Here is a 16,563-nt window from a genome sequence, read left to right as displayed (position 1 = left end):
TATCGGAAGGATCGTTGTGTTCGTTGTTGTACTCGCCAATATTGCTGTGGTGTCTATTGCCGTGATCATTCACTACGAATTCCTGCTGCGGCTGACCCTGTTGCTGGCCCGGGTGAAGATCAGGCATCGCCTGCGCATCCTGCTGGGTGTAGGCGGCGCCTTGGTGGCTCATGCGGTCGAGGTCTGGGTGTTTGCCTTTGCCTACTACTTCATGAATCAGGCCAAGGCATGGGGCCACCTGACGGGAAGTTTTGATGGCAGCCTGATGGACTGCGTGTATTTTTCCTTCACCACCTTCACCACGCTGGGTTTTGGCGACATCCAGCCCACAGGTGACCTGCGGTTCCTGACGGGCATCGAGTCATTGACGGGCCTGGTGTTGATCACCTGGACAGCGTCCTTTCTTTTTGTCGAGATGCAGAAGTTCTGGAACGCGAAGTAGCGTGCCGACAGCACGCTGACACCGTGTCAACCGACTGCGGCGTCGAGGGGCACCGGCGTGCTGGCTACAATACTGGCTATTCATACAGTATCGCCACCAACCCACACTTTCCCATGAGCACCCACCACGACCCGGACAAGCCGTATGTCGTGGCCGTGCGTGCACTTTGTGACTTCACTGCCAAGCGCGGTGACCTCGACCTGCGTTTTACACCGTCACCCTCAGCGCTCGAAGGCATGGCCGGTCACCGCATGGTGGCGATGCGGCGCCCGCCGCACTACCAGACCGAAGTCAGCCTGAGCGGCGATTACAAAAACCTGCGGGTACGTGGCCGGGCCGATGGCTACGATGCCGAGCTGGGCCAGCTTGAAGAGGTCAAGACCTTTCGCGGCAACCTGGAGACCATGCGTGAGAACCACCGGCATCTGCACTGGGCGCAGCTCAAGGTCTACGGTCACCTGCTGTGCCAGAAAGAAGGTTTGCCACACATCAAGCTGGCATTGGTGTATTTCAACGTGGCCACGCAGGAAGAAACGCTGATCGTCGAGCCGCACAGCGCTGCGGACCTGCAGGTATTTTTTGAAGATCAGTGCGAGCGCTTCAGCGCCTGGGCGCAGCAAGAGCTGGCGCATCGTGCTGCGCGCAATCAGGCCCTGTCGTCGCTGACCTTTCCGCACGACAGCTTTCGCCCCGGCCAGCGCGATCTGGCCGAGGCGGTGTACAAATCGGCCAGCAGCGGTCGCTGCCTCATGGCGCAAGCCCCCACCGGCATCGGCAAGACCGTCGGTACCTTGTTTCCCTTGCTCAAGGCCTGCCCCACGCAGCAACTCGACAAGGTGTTTTACCTCGCGGCCAAAACGCCGGGCCGGCAGCTGGCGCTGGATGCGATGGCCCTCATCAAGACCGCTGCGCCGGGCCTGCCGGTGCGGGTGCTGGAGCTGGTGGCCAAGGGCAAGGCCTGTGAACACCCCGACAAAGCCTGCCACGGCGACGCCTGCCCACTGGCCCAGGGTTTTTATGACCGGTTACCGGCGGCGCGGCAAGCTGCGGTTGATGTGGCGGCCGCCAGCACCGCCGCGCTGGACAAAAACGCGCTGCGCGAGGTGGCGCTGGCACATCAGGTCTGCCCCTATTACCTGAGCCAGGACTTGCTGCACTGGAGCGATGTGGTGGTGGGCGACTACAACTACTATTTTGATGTTAATGCCATGCTGTTTGCGCAGACCCAGGCCACCCAGTGGCGTGTCAGTGTGCTGGTGGATGAAGCACACAACCTTGTTGAGCGTGCCCGCAAAATGTATTCGGCCGAGCTGGACCCTGCCCACCTGGCGCTGGCCCGGCAGGCGGCACCCACGGCGATCAAGGGCGTGCTGGACCGGCTTGCGCGCAGCTGGTACGAGCTGCACCGCGATCAGGTCGAGGTCTACCAGGTGTATGAAGACGTGCCGCAGGCCTTTCGCGGCGCCTTGCAGCAGACCGCCAGCGCCATCCTGGACCATCTGGCCGATCACCCCGCAGGTATTGACGCACGGCTGCAGGATTTTTTCTTCGAGGTGCTGCATTTCTCGCGCATGGCCGAGCTACTTGGCGATCATTCGCTGTTTGACATTACGCAGGGGGACGGTGGGGCGCTGCTGTGCCTGCGCAATGTGGTGCCGGCGCCTTTTCTGTCACCGCGTTTTGCTGCGGCGCGTTCAGCCGCGCTGTTTTCGGCCACCCTGAGCCCAACGGATTTTTACCGCGACATGCTGGGCCTGCCGGAGGACACTGTCTGTATGGACGTGACCTCGCCATTCACTGCGGCGCAGCTGTCGGTGCAGGTGGTCAGGGACGTGTCCACGCGTTACCAGCATCGTGAAAACTCTCTCTCGCCGATGGTGGCGCTGATGGCGCAGCAATTCACTGCCGCGCCCGGCAACTACCTGAGTTTTGTCAGCAGCTTTGATTATCTGGAGCAACTGGCCGAACTGTTCAAGGCACGCCACCCCGAGATTCCGGTCTGGGAGCAATCGCGCGGCATGGAAGAGGCCGCGAAGAAAAATTTTCTCGCGCGTTTCACCGGGGAGTCCCGCGGCATCGGTTTTGCGGTGCTTGGCGGCGCGTTTTCAGAGGGCATAGACCTGCCGGGCAAACGCCTGATTGGCGCTTTTATCGCCACGCTCGGCTTGCCGCAGATCAACCCGGTCAACGAGCAGATCAAACTCCGCATGGAGGCCAGCTTCGGCAAGGGCCATGACTACACCTACCTCTACCCCGGCCTGCAAAAAGTGGTACAGGCCGCAGGCCGTGTGATCCGCACCGAGTCAGACCAGGGTGTGGTGTACCTGATTGACGACCGTTACGCGCAGCCCAAGGTGCAGGCCTTGCTTCCTGGCTGGTGGAAGGTGTCGCAGCGCAGGGCGCGGGCACCCGCTCAACCATTGCCTGCGCCTGACGCGATTGAACAAGCCGTCACCCCGGGGTGATGGCCTGAATGCGCGCTGATTTTCATGCCTGGCTGGTGCAGGCACGGCTCTTTTGGTGCGTGCTGTCCCGACATCGGTGCACCCGGCGCGTGACAGGCGCGTGACAGACTGCACACCCTAATGTTGCCGGCATTGCGCTGATAGCCTGTGTCCAGGGCACTCCCGCTCTGCACTTCAAAGGCATGTATGAAAACCTTCTCTTTCGCCAAACTGGCTTTGAACACATTCACGCCTTTGGCCCTGTGGGCCGCCATGGCGCCTGCCATCGCGCTCGATCTGGGCGGCGTGACGCATCCCCGGGTGCTGCAAACCGGTGCTACCTCGCTGCAACTCAATGGCGCAGGCGTACGGCAGCACAGCGGCAGCGGCCTGTACACCGCAGGTCTGTACCTTGATCAAAAGCTCGCCACACCCGACTCAGTGCTGGGCAACCCCGGCGCCAAGCAGTTGCGCGTGGTCATGCTCAAAGACATCAGCGCCTCTGACATGGGTGATCTGCTGGCGCGTGGCATGCAGGCCAGCGCCAGCGATGCGCAGCTGGCCACCCTGATCCCTGCGCTGTTCCGCCTGGGGGAAATATTGGGCGAGCAGAAAAAGCTGGCGGCTGGCGACAGCTTCCAGATCGCCTGGCAACCGGGTCAGGGCACGGTCATCAGCATCAATGGCAAGCAACAGGGCGAGGCTTTCCCTCAGCCCGCCCTGTTTGAGGCCTTGCTTGGCATGTGGGTGGGTCCAAAGCCCGCGGACGAGCAGCTGAAAAGCGCCTTGCTGGGTCGCGCCATCTGAGGATCAGCCCCCCCTTTGCGACGCCTTACACTGCCCGTCAAAGGGGATACCGATGCTTATGACCATTCGCCACTTCACACTCGCCGCCGCCTTGCTGGCGGCGAGCTTGCACAGCCACGGTTTTGACCTGCAGGGCCATCGCGGTGCCCGCGCACTGACCCCCGAGAACACGCTGCCTTCGTTTGCCCAGGCGCTTGGCATAGGCGTGACCACGCTGGAGCTGGACATCGCCATCACCAAGGACGGTGTGCTGGTGGTCACGCACGACCGGGCACTCAACCCCGACATCACGCGCGGTCCGGACGGACGCTTTATCGATGCACCAGGCCCTGCGGTGTCTTCATTGAGCTTTGCAGAAGTAGCTCGTTACGACGTGGGCCGCATCAAGCCCGGCACCAACTACGCGCGGCAATTTTCGGATCAGAAAGCGATCGACGGCACACGCATACCGCGCCTGGCCGATCTGTTTGCGCTGGTCAAAAAATCGGGCAACGACCAGGTTCGTTTCGCGATTGAAACCAAGCTCTCGCCGCTGGCGCCGCAAGACACCCTGGCGCCCGAGGCTTTCGCCCGCGCTGTGGTTGCCGCGATTCGTGAGGCGGGCATGGCCTCCCGCAGCTCTGTGCTGTCGTTTGACTGGCGCACCCTGCAAGTGATTCAGCGCGAGGCGCCCGAGATTCCCACCGTGTACCTGACTATCCAGCGTGGCAACGGGGACAACATTGGTGTCGACAAGGCCGAGCCTTCACCGTGGACCGCCGGCCTGCGTTACAGCGACTACCGCTCGGTGCCCAAAATGATCAAGGCCGCTGGTGGCCACACCTGGTCGGCTTTTCATCTGGATCTGACGGCTGAGAAGGTCAAGGAAGCGCAGGCTCTGGGTCTGCAGGTGCTGGCCTGGACCGTCAATGAGCCGGCCCGTATGGCGGCCGTGTTTGACATGGGCGTGAACGGCATCGTCACCGACCGGCCCGACCTGCTGCGCGAAGAGATGAAGCGTCGGGGCATGGCACTGCCTGCCCCGACGCCTGTTACGCCCTGAGTTGCTGCGCCAGCAGCACCGCCACATGCACCGCCTCGCGCTGCGCGCCGTCGCGGATCTGGTGCCGGCAGCTGGTGCCATCGGCCACCACGATGGCATCAGGCTGCTGGCGTACCGCCGGTAGCAGGCTTAACTCAGCCATCTGCATGGACACCTCGTAGTGACTGGATTCATAACCAAAACTGCCTGCCATGCCGCAGCAACTCGATTCAATCAATGCTGGTTTCGCACCAGGAATCAGCTTGAGCACCTCCATGATGGGGCTGACCGCACCAAAGGCTTTCTGGTGGCAGTGGCCGTGCAGCAAGATGGGCTGGTCCACCGCCTGAAGTTTGCCCTTGAGTTCTTCCAGCTTGCCCGCAACGGCTTCGCGGGCCAGAAACTCTTCCAGCAGCAGGGCGTGCTGACTGATGGTGTGAGCGTCTTCACCCAGGCCCATCACCAGCATCTCGTCGCGCAGCGTCAGCAGGCAGGACGGCTCCAGACCCACGATGCTGATGCCTTTTTCGGCGAAGGGCAGCAGGGCATCGACCACCTCGCGCGCCTTGGCCTTCGCTTCTTCCACCATGCCGCTGGCCAGGTAGGTGCGGCCGCAACACAGGTGTTTGCCATCTGCTATGGTTTTGGTAGCTACATGCACTGTGTAGCCAGCGGCTTGCAGCACTTTTAATGCTGAAGTGGCGTTGTGTGATTCAAACGTGCCGTTGAAGGTATCTACAAACAGCACCACGGGCTTGCTGGCGGCCAGCACTTCCGCGCGCGTGGCGCCTCTCGGTGCGGTGTTGAAGAAGGTTTGCGTTTTCCATTGCGGCAGCGTGCGTCTGGCTGAAAAACCGGTCAGCTTTTCGCTCAGCGCCGCCAGGCCCGGAATTTTGTCGCGCAGGTTCAGGAATGGTGCCAGCCGGCTGGCCCAGTGCGCGTAGTCGGGCAGCCGGGCCACCAGCTTGTCGCGCAATGTGTAGCCGTGCCTGGCCTTGTAGTGGTGCAAAAATTCCACCTTCATCTTCGCCATGTCCACACCTGTGGGGCAGTCGCGCTTGCAGCCCTTGCATCCCACACACAGGTCCAGCGCATCCTTGACCTCCTCGCTGGCAAGGGCGTCAGCTGCGTCCAGGCCGCTGAGCTGGCCACTCAAGGCCAGCCGCAAGGTGTTGGCGCGGCCCCGCGTCAGGTGTTTTTCGTCGCGCGTGACCCTGTAGCTGGGGCACATGGTGCCGGCATCGAACTTGCGGCAGTGGCCGTTGTTGTTGCACATCTCCACGGCCTTGGCAAAACCCTGGGCCGGATCGCCGCCGCTGCCGGGCGCACTGGTTTGCTCGGTGACCGGGTCGTTCTGTACGTCCCAGACGCGCCAGTCGAGTGCGGTCTGGATCGGTATGACTTTGTAGCCAGGTGCAAACCGCATCAACCGCGTGTCGTCCATCTTCGGCGGGTTGACCATGCGGCCCGGGCTCAGCAGGTTGATCGGGTCCATGACCTGCTTGATTTTTGCAAAGGCCTCGTTGATCTTCGGGCCAAACTGCCACTCGATCCACTCCCCCCGGCACAGGCCGTCGCCATGTTCGCCGCTGTAAGCCCCTTTGAACTTGCGCACCAGCTCTGAAGCCTCTTCGGCAATCGCGCGCATCTTGGGCGCACCTTCGCGCCGCATGTCCAGAATCGGCCGCACATGCAGGGTGCCCACCGAGGCATGGGCGTACCAGGTGCCCTTGCTGCCGTATTTTCTGAAAACTTCCGTCAGTGCGTCGGTGTATTCGGCCAGATGCTCCAGGGGCACGGCACAGTCTTCGATAAAACTCACCGGCTTGCCGTCGCCCTTGAGGCTCATCATGATGTTGAGCCCGGCCTTGCGCACTTCCCACAGGTTTTTCTGCGGTGCGTCGTCCGTCATTTCAACCACCGAGTTGGGCAGCAGCAAATCGCCCATCAGCTCGCCCAGGCGTTTGAGTTTGGGCAACAACTCGGCCTTGCTCGCACCCGAAAACTCGACCAGCAAGATGGCAGCGGGCTGGTCAATCAGCGCGCTGCGTATGGTGGGCGCAAACGCCGGGTTTTGCAGCGACAGATCAATCATGGTGCGGTCCACCAGCTCGACGGCTGTCAGCGTGCCATCCCCGATCTTGACGATGTGCTGGGCCGCATCCATGGCGCGGTAAAAGGTCGGGAAGTTCACCACGCCCAACACCTTGGCACGCGGCAGCTCGCTCAGGCGCAGCGTGAGAGATTTGGTCAGGGCCAGCGTGCCTTCGCTTCCGATCAGCAGGTGCGCCAGGTTGACCGAGCCGTCGCTGGTGTAGGGCCGCTCACTCTGCGGGTCAAAAATGTCCAGGTTGTAGCCGCCCACGCGGCGCATTACCTTGGGCCACATCTGCTTGATGGCGGGGTGCAGCTCTTCGGCCAGCGAGCGCACGTAGTTGCCCAGCTCTCGTGCCTTGCCGCTGCTGGTGGCGTAGGAGCCCAGCTGCAGCAGCTGGCTGGCGGATGTCCAGGCCTGCGCGCCCAGCACGTTATGCACCATGTTGCCGTAGGCAATGCTGCGGCTGCCGCAAGAGTTGTTGCCCGCCATGCCGCCCAGCGTGGCCTGTGCGCTGGTGGACACATCCACCGGGTACCAGAGGCCATGTTTTTTCAGGGCTGCGTTGAGGTGGTCGAGCACAATGCCGGGCTCTACCTCTGCGGTGCGCTCCACCGCGTCGACATCAATGATGTTGCGCAGGTGTTTGGCATAGTCGACCACCAGGCCGGTGCCCACCGTCTGGCCGCACTGGCTGGTGCCTGCGCCGCGCGGCACCATGGGTACGCCCATGTCGCGGCAGATGTCGAGCGCGGTTTTGACGTCGGGTGCGCTGCGCGGCACAAATACACCGACCGGTGTCACCTGGTAGATCGACGCATCGGTGGCATAACGGCCACGGTCAGGCGCCGAGAAAAGTACCTCGCCCTGGGTTTCGCTGGCGAGTCGCGCAGCCAGCCTGCCGGCCACTTCATTGCTGATGCGCGCCACACTGTCGTAGGCGTGGGCCGCTGTGTCTCCGGTCAGCGTCAGGGGCAGGGCGGCGCTCATGCGCTGGCCGCCTGTTGTCCGGCCCGCAGTTGTTCCATCACCACGGCGCGCTTGTTGTGCAGGTGTGCCAGCAGCACAGCCCGCATGGCGACCGGGTCGCGCCGGTCCAGTGCTTCAATCATCTGCTCATGCTCCTGTACGGCGGCACGCCATTTGTCGCCATCCTGGTTGGAGCGAAAGCGCAAGGCCTGCAACCGGGCATTGACCTGGTTGTAGGTGGCGGTGAGTACCGGGTTTTTGGCGGCGCTGTTGATGGCGCGGTGAATCGCGGCATTGAGCTGGTAGTAAGCGGGAAGGTCGCGCCGCGTAAAGGCCGCCAGCATTTCGTAATGCATGGCCTTGATCTCGACCAATTCAGCGTCGGTGATGCGTGCTGCGGCCAACTCGCCCGATTGCGCTTCCAGCCCGGCCATGACCTCAAAGGTGTTGAGCACATCGGTTTCTGTCAGCTCCACCGCAATGGCGCCGCGGTTCGGCAGCAGCTCGACCAGGCCCTCGGCGGCGAGCATTTTTATGGCCTCGCGCAGGGGTGTGCGCGACACCTGAAGCACCTCGCTGAGCTCACGCTCGTTGAGCTTGGCACCCGGCGCGATGCGGTTTTCAACCAGCATCTGGCGCAGGCGGTGGGCTACCTGTTCATGCAGGGCGGCGCGCGGAATATTGATGATTTCGGCTGTCATAGGTTGATTTTGTATGCAAAAAGATGAGGTGTCAAACCTGCTGTTCAGGGTTGAGCCGCTTGACAAAAAGATTTTGTATGCAAAAAATGACAAACCTTCATTGATTGTGTTTCTTATGCTGACGCTCGACTACCACCCCACTGGCCGCCACTTTCTGCAAATCCCCGGGCCCTCGCCGGTACCCGACCGCATCCTGCGGGCCTTGAGCCTGCCCACCATCGACCACCGCGGCCCGGAGTTCGGCGCGCTGGGGCTCAAGGTGCTGGCTGACATCAAGAAAATCTTCAAGACAAAACAGCCGGTGATGATTTACCCGGCATCCGGCACCGGCGCCTGGGAAGCGGCCCTCGTCAACACCCTGAGCGCCGGCGACCATGTGCTGATGTACGAGACTGGCCACTTTGCAGCGCTGTGGCAAAAGCTGGCCGCGCGTGTCGGCCTGAAGACCGAAGTCATGAGCGATCCCGGCAAGGAAGTCTGGCGCCACGGCGTGCGCGCCGACCTGATCGAGGAACGGCTGAAGGCCGACACCCAACACAGCATCAAGGCGGTGTGCGTCGTGCACAACGAAACCTCCACCGGCGTGACCAGCAACATTGCTGCGGTGCGAAAAGCCATGGATGCGGCCAAACACCCGGCCCTGCTGCTGGTGGACACCATCTCCGGCCTGGCCTCCGCGGACTACAAACACGACGAATGGGGTGTGGATGTCAGCATCAGCGGCTCGCAAAAAGGCCTGATGCTGCCACCCGGTATCAGCTTCAATGCGGTATCTGTCAAGGCGCTGGAGGCCAGCAAGACCGCCAAACTGCCCAAGGCCTTCTGGGCCTGGGACGAAATCATCGAGATGAACAAGACCGGCTACTGGCCGTCCACGCCCAACACCAATTTGCTTTATGGCCTGAACGAAGCCTGCGACATGCTGTTGGAGCATGGCCTGGATGTGGTGTTTGCGCGCCACCAGCGCTGGGCCGAAGGTGTGCGCGCGGCAGTCAAGGCCTGGGGTCTGCAGATCCAGTGCGCCGATGCCGCCGTGTATTCGCCCATTCTGACCGGCGTGATGACGCCCGAAGGCGTGGACGCCGACGCGGTGCGCAAGATCATTTACGAGCGCTTTGACTGCTCGCTGGGCACCGGCCTGGGCAAGGTCAAGGGAAAAATGTTCCGCATCGGCCACCTCGGTGACTGCAACGACCTCACCCTGATGGCTGCGCTGTCGGGCTGCGAGATGGGCCTTAAGCTCTCCGGCGTCAAGCTGGCCGGCTCGGGTGTGCTGGCGGCGATGGACTATTTTTCCAGCCACGCCGCTGTGGTGCCGCTGCGCAAGGCAGCCTGAGCGCCGTTTTTATTCTCCCCTTTTCCCGCGTTTTTCCGCTTCCTTGACGATTTTCAACACCCACCGGAGACAAACCATGCAACGCAGAACCCTCGTAACCGCCGGCGCCGCGGCACTTGCCTTTCCCTCATTGATCCTGGCGCAGAACCTGCCCACAGGGCCGGTGCGCATCATCGTCGGCTTCGCACCCGGCGGCGGCACCGACATCCTGGCGCGTGTCATCGGCCAGAAGCTCGGTGAGATGTGGAAAACGCAGGTCATCGTCGAGAACAGGGCGGGCGCCTCGGGCACCATCGCCGCCGACTACGTGGCCAAGCAACCCGGCGACGGCGCCACGCTGCTGATGGCCCACATCAACAGCCAGGCCATCACGCCGGCCTTGCAGAAGGTCAACTACGACGCGGCAAAAGACTTCCAGCCGGTGGTGCTGGTCGGTGTCACGCCCAATCTGCTGATCTGCAATGAAAACCAGCCCGCCAAAACCGTGAAGGACCTGGTCGATCTGTGCCGCGCCAATCCGGGCAAGGTCAGTTTCGGCTCGGCCGGTACCGGCTCTGCCCAGCACCTGGCGCTTGAAATGTTCAAGCTGGCCGCCAAGGTTGATGCCATCCATGTGCCCTACAAGGGCTCGGGCCCCATGCTCACTGACCTGATAGGCGGCACCATCCAGTACAGCTTCGACACCATGACGGCGGCAACGCCCCATGTGAAAAGCGGCAAGGCCATCGCGATCGCGCAGACGCGGCTGCAGCGCGTGCCGGCCTATGCCAATGTGCCGACCATGGCCGAGTCGGGTTTCCCCGGCTTTGAGGCGACCACCTGGTACGGGCTGGCCGGCCCTGCAAAGATGCCGCTGGCCCTGGCCAAGCGCATGAACGAGGATGTCAACAAGGTCATGCAGATGCCGGACGTGATGGAGAAGCTGGCCGCCTCGGGCGCCCAGGACGGCGGCGGCTCTACCGAGAAGTTCGGCGACTTCATGCGCGCCGAGCAGATCAAGTGGGCCAAGATCATCAAGGATGGCGGCGTCAAGGCAGAGTCTTGACTCCCCCCCGATATGGCCGGCGGCCATTTCCCCCTCAGGGGGCGCCATCTGCGGCCCGGCTAAGCCGGTTCCGCGCTGGCCTGGACCTTGAAAGACACAGACAACCATGAGAGAACTTCCCCTGGAGGGGGTGCGCGTGCTGGACATCAGTCAGGTCATGGCTGGCCCCTATGCCTGCATGCTGCTGGCAGACATGGGCGCCGACGTCATCAAGATCGAACCGCCCGGCAGCGGCGACCAGACACGCGGCGCCATGGGCTTCAAGATGAAGGGGCCGGACTCCCTCGGCTTTCTGAACATGAACCGCAACAAACGCAGCGTTGCGCTCAACCTCAAGTCGGCGGCAGGCAAGGCCTTGCTGCTGCGGCTGGCAAAAGATGCCGACATCCTGTTGGAGAACTACCGCCCCGGCGCGATGAAAAAACTGGGGCTGGGTTACGAGGTGCTGAAAGAAGTCAACCCGCGCCTGGTCTACACCAGCATCTCGGGCTTCGGCCAGACCGGGCCGTGGTCGGACCGGCCCGGTTTCGATCTGATGGCGCAGGCCATGTCGGGCGTGATGAGTGTCACCGGGTATCCGGGTGGCCCACCGGTCAAGGCTGGCGTGCCGGTGGCCGACATTGGTTGCGCGCTGTTCGCGGTGTATGCCACGCTGTCCGCGTTCATCGGCGCGAAGACCAGCGGGCAGGGACAGCATGTGGATGCGTCGCTGTTCGACTCGGCGCTGGCGTTTTCGGTCTGGGACATCTGCGACTACTGGGGCACCGGCAAGCCGCCCGAGCCGCTGGGCACCTCGAACAAAATGACCGCGCCTTACCAGGCAATGGCCTGCTCCGACGGCTACTTTGTGATGGGCGCCAACAACCAGAAGCTCTGGCTGCAGTTGTGCAAGCTGATGGGCCGCGAAGAGCTGTTGGCCGATGAACGCTTCTCTACCATCTCGCTGCGGCTTGCCAACCGCCATGCGCTGGAAGTCGAGCTGGAGAAAAGTTTTCGCCTCCAGCCCAAAGACTACTGGGTCAGCACTTTTCTGGAAGCCGGCATTCCTGCCGGTCCGATCCTGACCTACCCCGAAGCCTTTGAGAGCGACCATGCCAAGGCGCGCGAGATGCGCATGGAGATCGACCACCCGGTCGAAGGCAAGGTGCCCAACATTGGTTTTGCGGTCAAGATGTCCGGCACGCCGCAGCAGGTGCGGCGCCATCCGCCTCGCCTGGGTGAACACACGGCCGAGGTGCTGGCCGAGCTGGGCATCAGTGCCGAAGAGCAGGCCGCGTTGGGCGAGCAGGGGGCTTTTGCAGCATGACCGAGGCGGCCACCAAGGGTAGCGTCCACCTGAGCATCAGCGCCGGAGTGGCCTCGGTGCTGTTTGACCGTCCTGCGGCGCGCAACGCCATGACCTGGGCCATGTACGAGCAACTCAATGCCATCTGCGAGCAGCTCAAGGCCGACGTATCGGTGCGGGTCGTGACATTTCGCGGCGCCGGTGGCCAGGCTTTTGTGGCCGGCACCGACATTGAGCAGTTCACCACCTTCAGCAGCGGCGAGGACGGCGTGGCTTACGAAAAGCAGATCGACCAGTGCATCGCCCGGCTGGAGTCCTTGCCCATGCCCACGGTCGCCGTGATCGAGGGCTGGACCATAGGCGGCGGCCTGGCGATTGCCACCGCCTGCGACTTCCGGATTGCCACAGCCGGCTCGCGTTTCGGCGTGCCAATTGCCAAAACCCTGGGCAACTGCCTGTCGGTGGCCAATCTGTCGCGGCTTTGCGCGGTGTTTGGCACGCCGCGTGTCAAACGCATGTTGATGCTGGCCGAGGTGCTGACCGCCGATGAGGCGCTGGCCTGCGGCTTTCTGCTGGAGCGGGTGGACGCCAGCGAGATTGATGCGCTGGCGGGCGCGCTTTGCCAGCGACTGAGCGCGCTGGCCCCGGTGACCCAAAGCGTCAGCAAGGAAGGCCTGCGCCGTCTGGTGGGCGCCAACCTGCCGCCGGACGAGGACCTAATTCGCCGCTGTTACGGCAGTACTGATTTTCATGAAGGCGTATCGGCCTTTGTTGAAAAACGACATCCTCTCTGGAAGGGTGGCTAGAGTCGGGCCATGTATTTTTTGCAAGTGCGCGCGGCGTGGCAGCAGTGACATTCCGAGGGCAGTTATGACACTGGCGGCTTCACCGTAGCCAATTCATCCAGCCGGCACCATGGCCGCAAGTAGGTGGAGCTGGGCAGGGGCACGCGCGACGGCAAGCTGCGCAACTGAGGACGAAGGCCGGGCGCGAGAGCCCGCCTCAGCTCAGCGGTAGTGCGCACACAGCGTCTCTATCAGTGACTCGGCGTAGCGGGGCAGGGCTGCGCGGTTGCGCACCAGGATATAGCGCTCACGCACACTCCAGGCATCGGTCAGCTCAATCAACGAGATACCCATGGCGGCCTGGTTGCGCCGCGCCGCCGACTCCGGCACGATGCCGACCCCGACCCCCGCGCCAATCATCCGGCACATCGCATCGAAGCTGGAGAGCTGGATGCGCAGTTTCAGCGGCTTGCCCAGTGCATCGGTCACTTGTCCCAGGAATGTCTGCAGCGTGCTGCCCGGCTGCATGCCTACCGCGTCCTCGTCCAGGGTTTCTGCAAAGGTAATTTTTTTGCGGCGTGCGAAGCGGTGGTTTTTCGCCGTCGCCAGCACCAGGCGGTCGGTGCTGAAGTGGATGGACTCCAGACCCAGGGTGTCGACCTTGCCGGCCACGATGCCGATGTCGGCCCTGCCGTCCAGCACGCCGCGTGCAATTTCGGGGTTGGGTTTCTCCTGCAGGTCGATGTTGATTCGGGCGTTTTCGGCCAGGAAGCCGGGCAGGATTTCGGGTAGAAAGTCGGTCACCGCCGTGGTGTTGGCAAACACCCGCAAATGGCCGCGCAGTCCGCCGCCGTACTCCTGCAGGTCGGTTCGTAACTGATCGGCCTGCCGCAACACACCCCGAGCGTGGTAAAGAAACGCTTCTCCCGGCGGCGTCAAACGTACGCCGCGGGCCTCGCGGTAGAGCAGGCTCAGGCCAGACTGTGTTTCCAGCGCCTTGATGCGCGCGCTTGCCGCCGCCAGCGACAGGTGCTGGCGTCCGGCAGCCCGGGTCATGTTGCCCTCGTCGGCGGTGGCCACGAACAGGCGCAGGTCCGTCAGGTCGAATTGCATGCACCATGCTAACCGAAAGTCATGAGTCTTCGGACCTGACGAAGTCTTGTCGCCACTCGCTGCTGAGGTGAGAACCCATAAACCCTTGCAAAGAAGCTGCTTTCAGCCTTCGAAATTTCAGAAGTCTTGGTGTGGAAATGACAGATTGCATTTCAGCGCGCATGGGCCGACGATGGCCGTCATGAATTCAGACTGTCGAACTGTGGATGCCGCCATGCTGACAACGTTGCAGGGCTGGATCGGCAAGACCGAAACCTTCAGCGACAGCGTCACCGCCGCTCCGGTGCGCGCCCTGTCCGCCACGCTGGACCGGGACGACGCCGATCCGGTGCCGGGCACCACGCTTCCCGAGCTGTGGCACTGGTTGTATTTCTTGCCGGCCGCGCGGCAGTCCGGTCTGGGCCCCGACGGGCATCCGCAACGCGGTGGTTTCCTGCCGCCAGTGCCGCTGCCGCGCCGAATGTGGGCTGGTGGTCGCCTGCAGTGGCAGCAGCAGCCGCTGCAGGTCGGCGATGCAGTGACGCGCACCTCGCGCATCGAGTCAGTCACCCACAAGTCGGGACGCACCGGTGACCTGGTGTTTGTGCTGGTCAAGCATGCGGTGCGCAGCCGTCAGGGCTTGGCCCTGACCGAAGAACACGACATTGTTTATCGCGCCAATCCCCAGCCCGGCGACCCGGTGCCGGCGCCGCAGCTCGCGGCCAAAAACGCCGCCTGGAGCCGCGAGATCGTGCCCGATGACGTGCTGCTGTTCCGTTATTCCGCGCTGACCTTCAACGGCCACCGCATTCACTATGACCGCAAGTATGTGACCGAGGTCGAGGGCTACCCCGGCCTGATCGTGCACGGCCCGCTGATTGCGACATTGCTGGCCGACCTGCTGCGCAGAAACATGCCCGGCGCGCGCCTGTTGAAGTTCGAATTTCGCGCGGTGCGTCCGGTGTTCGACCTCTGGCCCTTCAAGCTGCACGGGCTGCCGTCAGCCGATGGCAAGACCATCAGCCTCTGGACAGAAGATCACGAAGGCTGGCTCACCATGCAGGCCACGGCCACGCTGGCCTGAGCCTTTCAGCGCCCGCTGAGCCCGGAATCGCTTCGGGATGACAACAACTTTTAAAGTTTGCCAAAGACACCATTCATGAAAACACAAATCCCCACTCCCGACGCGTACCAGGACATGCGCGAGGCCCTGCGCGGCATGCTCGCGTCTTTCGATTCCGCCTACTGGCAAAAAGTCGACCATGAGCGCGGTTACCCCGAGGCATTTGTCAACGCGCTGACCGAAGCGGGCTGGCTGGCGGCGCTGATTCCTGCCGAGTACGGCGGCTCCGGCCTCGGCCTGGCCGAGGCGTCCGTCATCATGGAAGAGATCAACTTCGCTGGCGGCAATGCCGGTGCCTGTCACGGCCAGATGTACAACATGGGCACGCTGCTCCGCCACGGCTCCGACGCGCAGAAAAAACTGTACTTGCCGAAGATAGCCACAGGGGAATTGCGTCTGCAATCCATGGCTGTCACCGAGCCGACCACCGGCACCGACACCACACAACTCAAGACCACTGCGGTCAGGAAGGGCGGTAAATACATCGTCAACGGCCAGAAGGTCTGGATTTCTCGCATCCAGCATTCGGACCTGATGATCCTGCTGGCGCGCACCACGCCACTGGCTGACGTGAAAAAAAAATCCGAAGGCATGTCGATCTTCATCGTCAATCTTAAAGACGCCATCGGCCATGGTATGACGGTGCAACCCATCCTCAACATGGTGAACCACGAGACCAACGAAGTTTTCTTCGACAACCTCGAGATCCCCGAGGAGAACCTGATCGGCGAAGAAGGCAAGGGTTTCAAGTACATCCTCGACGGCCTGAATGCCGAACGCACGCTGATCGCCGCCGAATGTATTGGCGACGCCTACTGGTTTGTCGACAAGGCGCGCCGCTACGCGAGTGACCGCGTCGTCTTCAACCGGCCCATCGGCCAGAACCAGGGCGTGCAGTTCCCGATGGCCGACGCCTACATAGAAACCGAAGCGGCCAACCTGATGCGCTTCAAGGCTTGCGAGCTGTTTGATGCAGGCAAGCCCTGCGGCGCCGAAGCCAACATGGCGAAGTACCTGGCCGCAAAGGCTTCGTGGGAAGCGGCCAACATGTGCTTGCAGACACATGGCGGGTTTGGCTTTGCCTGTGAATATGACGTGGAGCGCAAGTTCCGGGAGACACGGTTGTACCAGGTGGCGCCGATTTCCACCAACCTCATTTACTCCTATGTGGCGGAGCATCTGCTTGGGTTGCCGAGGTCGTTCTGAGCGGTCCGACCGTGGTTGAAGATATGAACGCGTTTCTCTTTAAAGCTTCATTAGTTCGTCTGCGCTCGCTGGCCGGGGGTTGCCCGGCGGCAACTCACTTTCTTTTGCGTCGCTGTATGGACAGGAGACATGGGAAACAGGTGTGCGAGGACATAGGAAACACTTCTTGCTTGCGATCAACGCAAGGAGAGGCCCATGCCCTGGCAACCGAA

Annotated in this window: 13 protein-coding genes; 10 read left to right on the top strand and 3 right to left on the bottom strand. The window is 62.4% G+C overall.

Annotation, left to right across the window (positions count from 1 at the left end; translation table 11 throughout):
• Nucleotides 1–16 precede the first annotated feature (16 nt).
• The 4 genes from Q8L50_RS06995 to Q8L50_RS06980 all read left to right on the top strand — a co-directional run bounded on the left by Q8L50_RS06995 (nucleotide 17) and on the right by Q8L50_RS06980 (nucleotide 4,735).
• Nucleotides 17–442: a potassium channel family protein gene (locus tag Q8L50_RS06995; protein WP_305347944.1), complete on the top strand. Its 426-nt coding sequence runs from the start codon at nucleotides 17–19 to the stop codon at nucleotides 440–442.
• Nucleotides 443–555: 113 nt separating this feature from the next.
• Complete coding sequence (locus Q8L50_RS06990) at nucleotides 556–2,907, top strand: ATP-dependent DNA helicase (protein WP_305347943.1); 2,352 nt, start codon at nucleotides 556–558, stop codon at nucleotides 2,905–2,907.
• Between the two features lie 186 nt (nucleotides 2,908–3,093).
• Nucleotides 3,094–3,693 carry a chalcone isomerase family protein gene (locus Q8L50_RS06985; protein ID WP_305347942.1) on the top strand — a complete coding sequence of 200 codons (600 nt, stop codon included), beginning with the start codon at nucleotides 3,094–3,096 and terminating at the stop codon, nucleotides 3,691–3,693.
• Between the two features lie 52 nt (nucleotides 3,694–3,745).
• Nucleotides 3,746–4,735, top strand: coding sequence for a glycerophosphodiester phosphodiesterase (locus tag Q8L50_RS06980; RefSeq protein WP_305347941.1), 990 nt, complete (start codon nucleotides 3,746–3,748; stop codon nucleotides 4,733–4,735).
• Here the strand turns inward: Q8L50_RS06980 and Q8L50_RS06975 are convergent.
• Together Q8L50_RS06975 and Q8L50_RS06970 are read right to left on the bottom strand one after the other, a co-directional pair.
• Nucleotides 4,725–7,799 (bottom strand): FAD-binding and (Fe-S)-binding domain-containing protein, encoded by a 3,075-nt coding sequence (locus tag Q8L50_RS06975; protein WP_305347940.1) that lies wholly within the window; start codon nucleotides 7,797–7,799, stop codon nucleotides 4,725–4,727. The genes Q8L50_RS06980 and Q8L50_RS06975 overlap by 11 nt on opposite strands.
• Nucleotides 7,796–8,479 carry a GntR family transcriptional regulator gene (locus Q8L50_RS06970; protein WP_305347939.1) on the bottom strand — a complete coding sequence of 228 codons (684 nt, stop codon included), beginning with the start codon at nucleotides 8,477–8,479 and terminating at the stop codon, nucleotides 7,796–7,798. The genes Q8L50_RS06975 and Q8L50_RS06970 overlap by 4 nt, the downstream gene beginning before the upstream one ends.
• A gap of 115 nt (nucleotides 8,480–8,594) precedes the next feature.
• Between Q8L50_RS06970 and Q8L50_RS06965 the strand changes: the two genes are divergently transcribed.
• From Q8L50_RS06965 to Q8L50_RS06950, 4 genes are all read left to right on the top strand, one after another.
• Entirely contained in the window at nucleotides 8,595–9,815 is a 1,221-nt protein-coding gene (locus tag Q8L50_RS06965) for an alanine--glyoxylate aminotransferase family protein (RefSeq protein WP_305348047.1), read from the top strand.
• 76 nt (nucleotides 9,816–9,891) lie between these two features.
• On the top strand, nucleotides 9,892–10,860 hold the full coding sequence (locus Q8L50_RS06960) for a tripartite tricarboxylate transporter substrate binding protein (protein WP_305347938.1): 969 nt from the start codon (nucleotides 9,892–9,894) through the stop codon (nucleotides 10,858–10,860).
• 106 nt (nucleotides 10,861–10,966) lie between these two features.
• Nucleotides 10,967–12,166, top strand: a complete 1,200-nt coding sequence (locus Q8L50_RS06955; protein ID WP_305347937.1) for a CaiB/BaiF CoA-transferase family protein — start codon at nucleotides 10,967–10,969, stop codon at nucleotides 12,164–12,166.
• Nucleotides 12,163–12,951: an enoyl-CoA hydratase/isomerase family protein gene (locus tag Q8L50_RS06950; protein ID WP_305347936.1), complete on the top strand. Its 789-nt coding sequence runs from the start codon at nucleotides 12,163–12,165 to the stop codon at nucleotides 12,949–12,951. Before Q8L50_RS06955 ends, Q8L50_RS06950 begins: the two co-directional genes overlap by 4 nt.
• Nucleotides 12,952–13,152: 201 nt before the next feature.
• On the opposite strand, the gene Q8L50_RS06945 is transcribed toward Q8L50_RS06950, so the two are convergent.
• Nucleotides 13,153–14,043, bottom strand: coding sequence for a LysR family transcriptional regulator (locus Q8L50_RS06945; protein ID WP_305347935.1), 891 nt, complete (start codon nucleotides 14,041–14,043; stop codon nucleotides 13,153–13,155).
• Between the two features lie 181 nt (nucleotides 14,044–14,224).
• Here Q8L50_RS06945 and Q8L50_RS06940 point away from each other — a divergent pair, with 181 nt between their 5' ends.
• On the top strand, nucleotides 14,225–15,106 hold the full coding sequence (locus Q8L50_RS06940) for a MaoC family dehydratase N-terminal domain-containing protein (RefSeq protein WP_305347934.1): 882 nt from the start codon (nucleotides 14,225–14,227) through the stop codon (nucleotides 15,104–15,106).
• Between the two features lie 75 nt (nucleotides 15,107–15,181).
• The gene (locus Q8L50_RS06935; protein WP_305347933.1) at nucleotides 15,182–16,351 is read left to right on the top strand and encodes an acyl-CoA dehydrogenase family protein; all 1,170 of its coding nucleotides are present in this window, start codon (nucleotides 15,182–15,184) and stop codon (nucleotides 16,349–16,351) included.
• Nucleotides 16,352–16,563 lie beyond the last annotated feature (212 nt).

Source organism: Polaromonas sp., assembly GCF_030680935.1.
Lineage (GTDB): Bacteria > Pseudomonadota > Gammaproteobacteria > Burkholderiales > Burkholderiaceae_C > Polaromonas.
The sequence above is the reverse complement of the archived record's forward strand: the minus strand, read 5'-3'. Positions and strand labels throughout refer to the sequence as shown.

Bases quoted from the DNA above. Each gene is read 5' to 3' on its own strand.
- Q8L50_RS06960 (WP_305347938.1), top strand. From the start codon at position 9,892: ATGCAACGCAGAACCCTCGTAACCGCCGGCGCCGCGGCACTTGCCTTT.
- Q8L50_RS06950 (WP_305347936.1), top strand. From the start codon at position 12,163: ATGACCGAGGCGGCCACCAAGGGTAGCGTCCACCTGAGCATCAGCGCC.
- Q8L50_RS06940 (WP_305347934.1), top strand. From the start codon at position 14,225: ATGAATTCAGACTGTCGAACTGTGGATGCCGCCATGCTGACAACGTTG.
- Q8L50_RS06990 (WP_305347943.1), top strand. From the start codon at position 556: ATGAGCACCCACCACGACCCGGACAAGCCGTATGTCGTGGCCGTGCGT.
- Q8L50_RS06965 (WP_305348047.1), top strand. From the start codon at position 8,595: ATGCTGACGCTCGACTACCACCCCACTGGCCGCCACTTTCTGCAAATC.
- Q8L50_RS06985 (WP_305347942.1), top strand. From the start codon at position 3,094: ATGAAAACCTTCTCTTTCGCCAAACTGGCTTTGAACACATTCACGCCT.
- Q8L50_RS06955 (WP_305347937.1), top strand. From the start codon at position 10,967: ATGAGAGAACTTCCCCTGGAGGGGGTGCGCGTGCTGGACATCAGTCAG.
- Q8L50_RS06980 (WP_305347941.1), top strand. From the start codon at position 3,746: ATGCTTATGACCATTCGCCACTTCACACTCGCCGCCGCCTTGCTGGCG.
- Q8L50_RS06945 (WP_305347935.1), bottom strand. From the start codon at position 14,043: ATGCAATTCGACCTGACGGACCTGCGCCTGTTCGTGGCCACCGCCGAC.
- Q8L50_RS06935 (WP_305347933.1), top strand. From the start codon at position 15,182: ATGAAAACACAAATCCCCACTCCCGACGCGTACCAGGACATGCGCGAG.
- Q8L50_RS06970 (WP_305347939.1), bottom strand. From the start codon at position 8,479: ATGACAGCCGAAATCATCAATATTCCGCGCGCCGCCCTGCATGAACAG.
- Q8L50_RS06975 (WP_305347940.1), bottom strand. From the start codon at position 7,799: ATGAGCGCCGCCCTGCCCCTGACGCTGACCGGAGACACAGCGGCCCAC.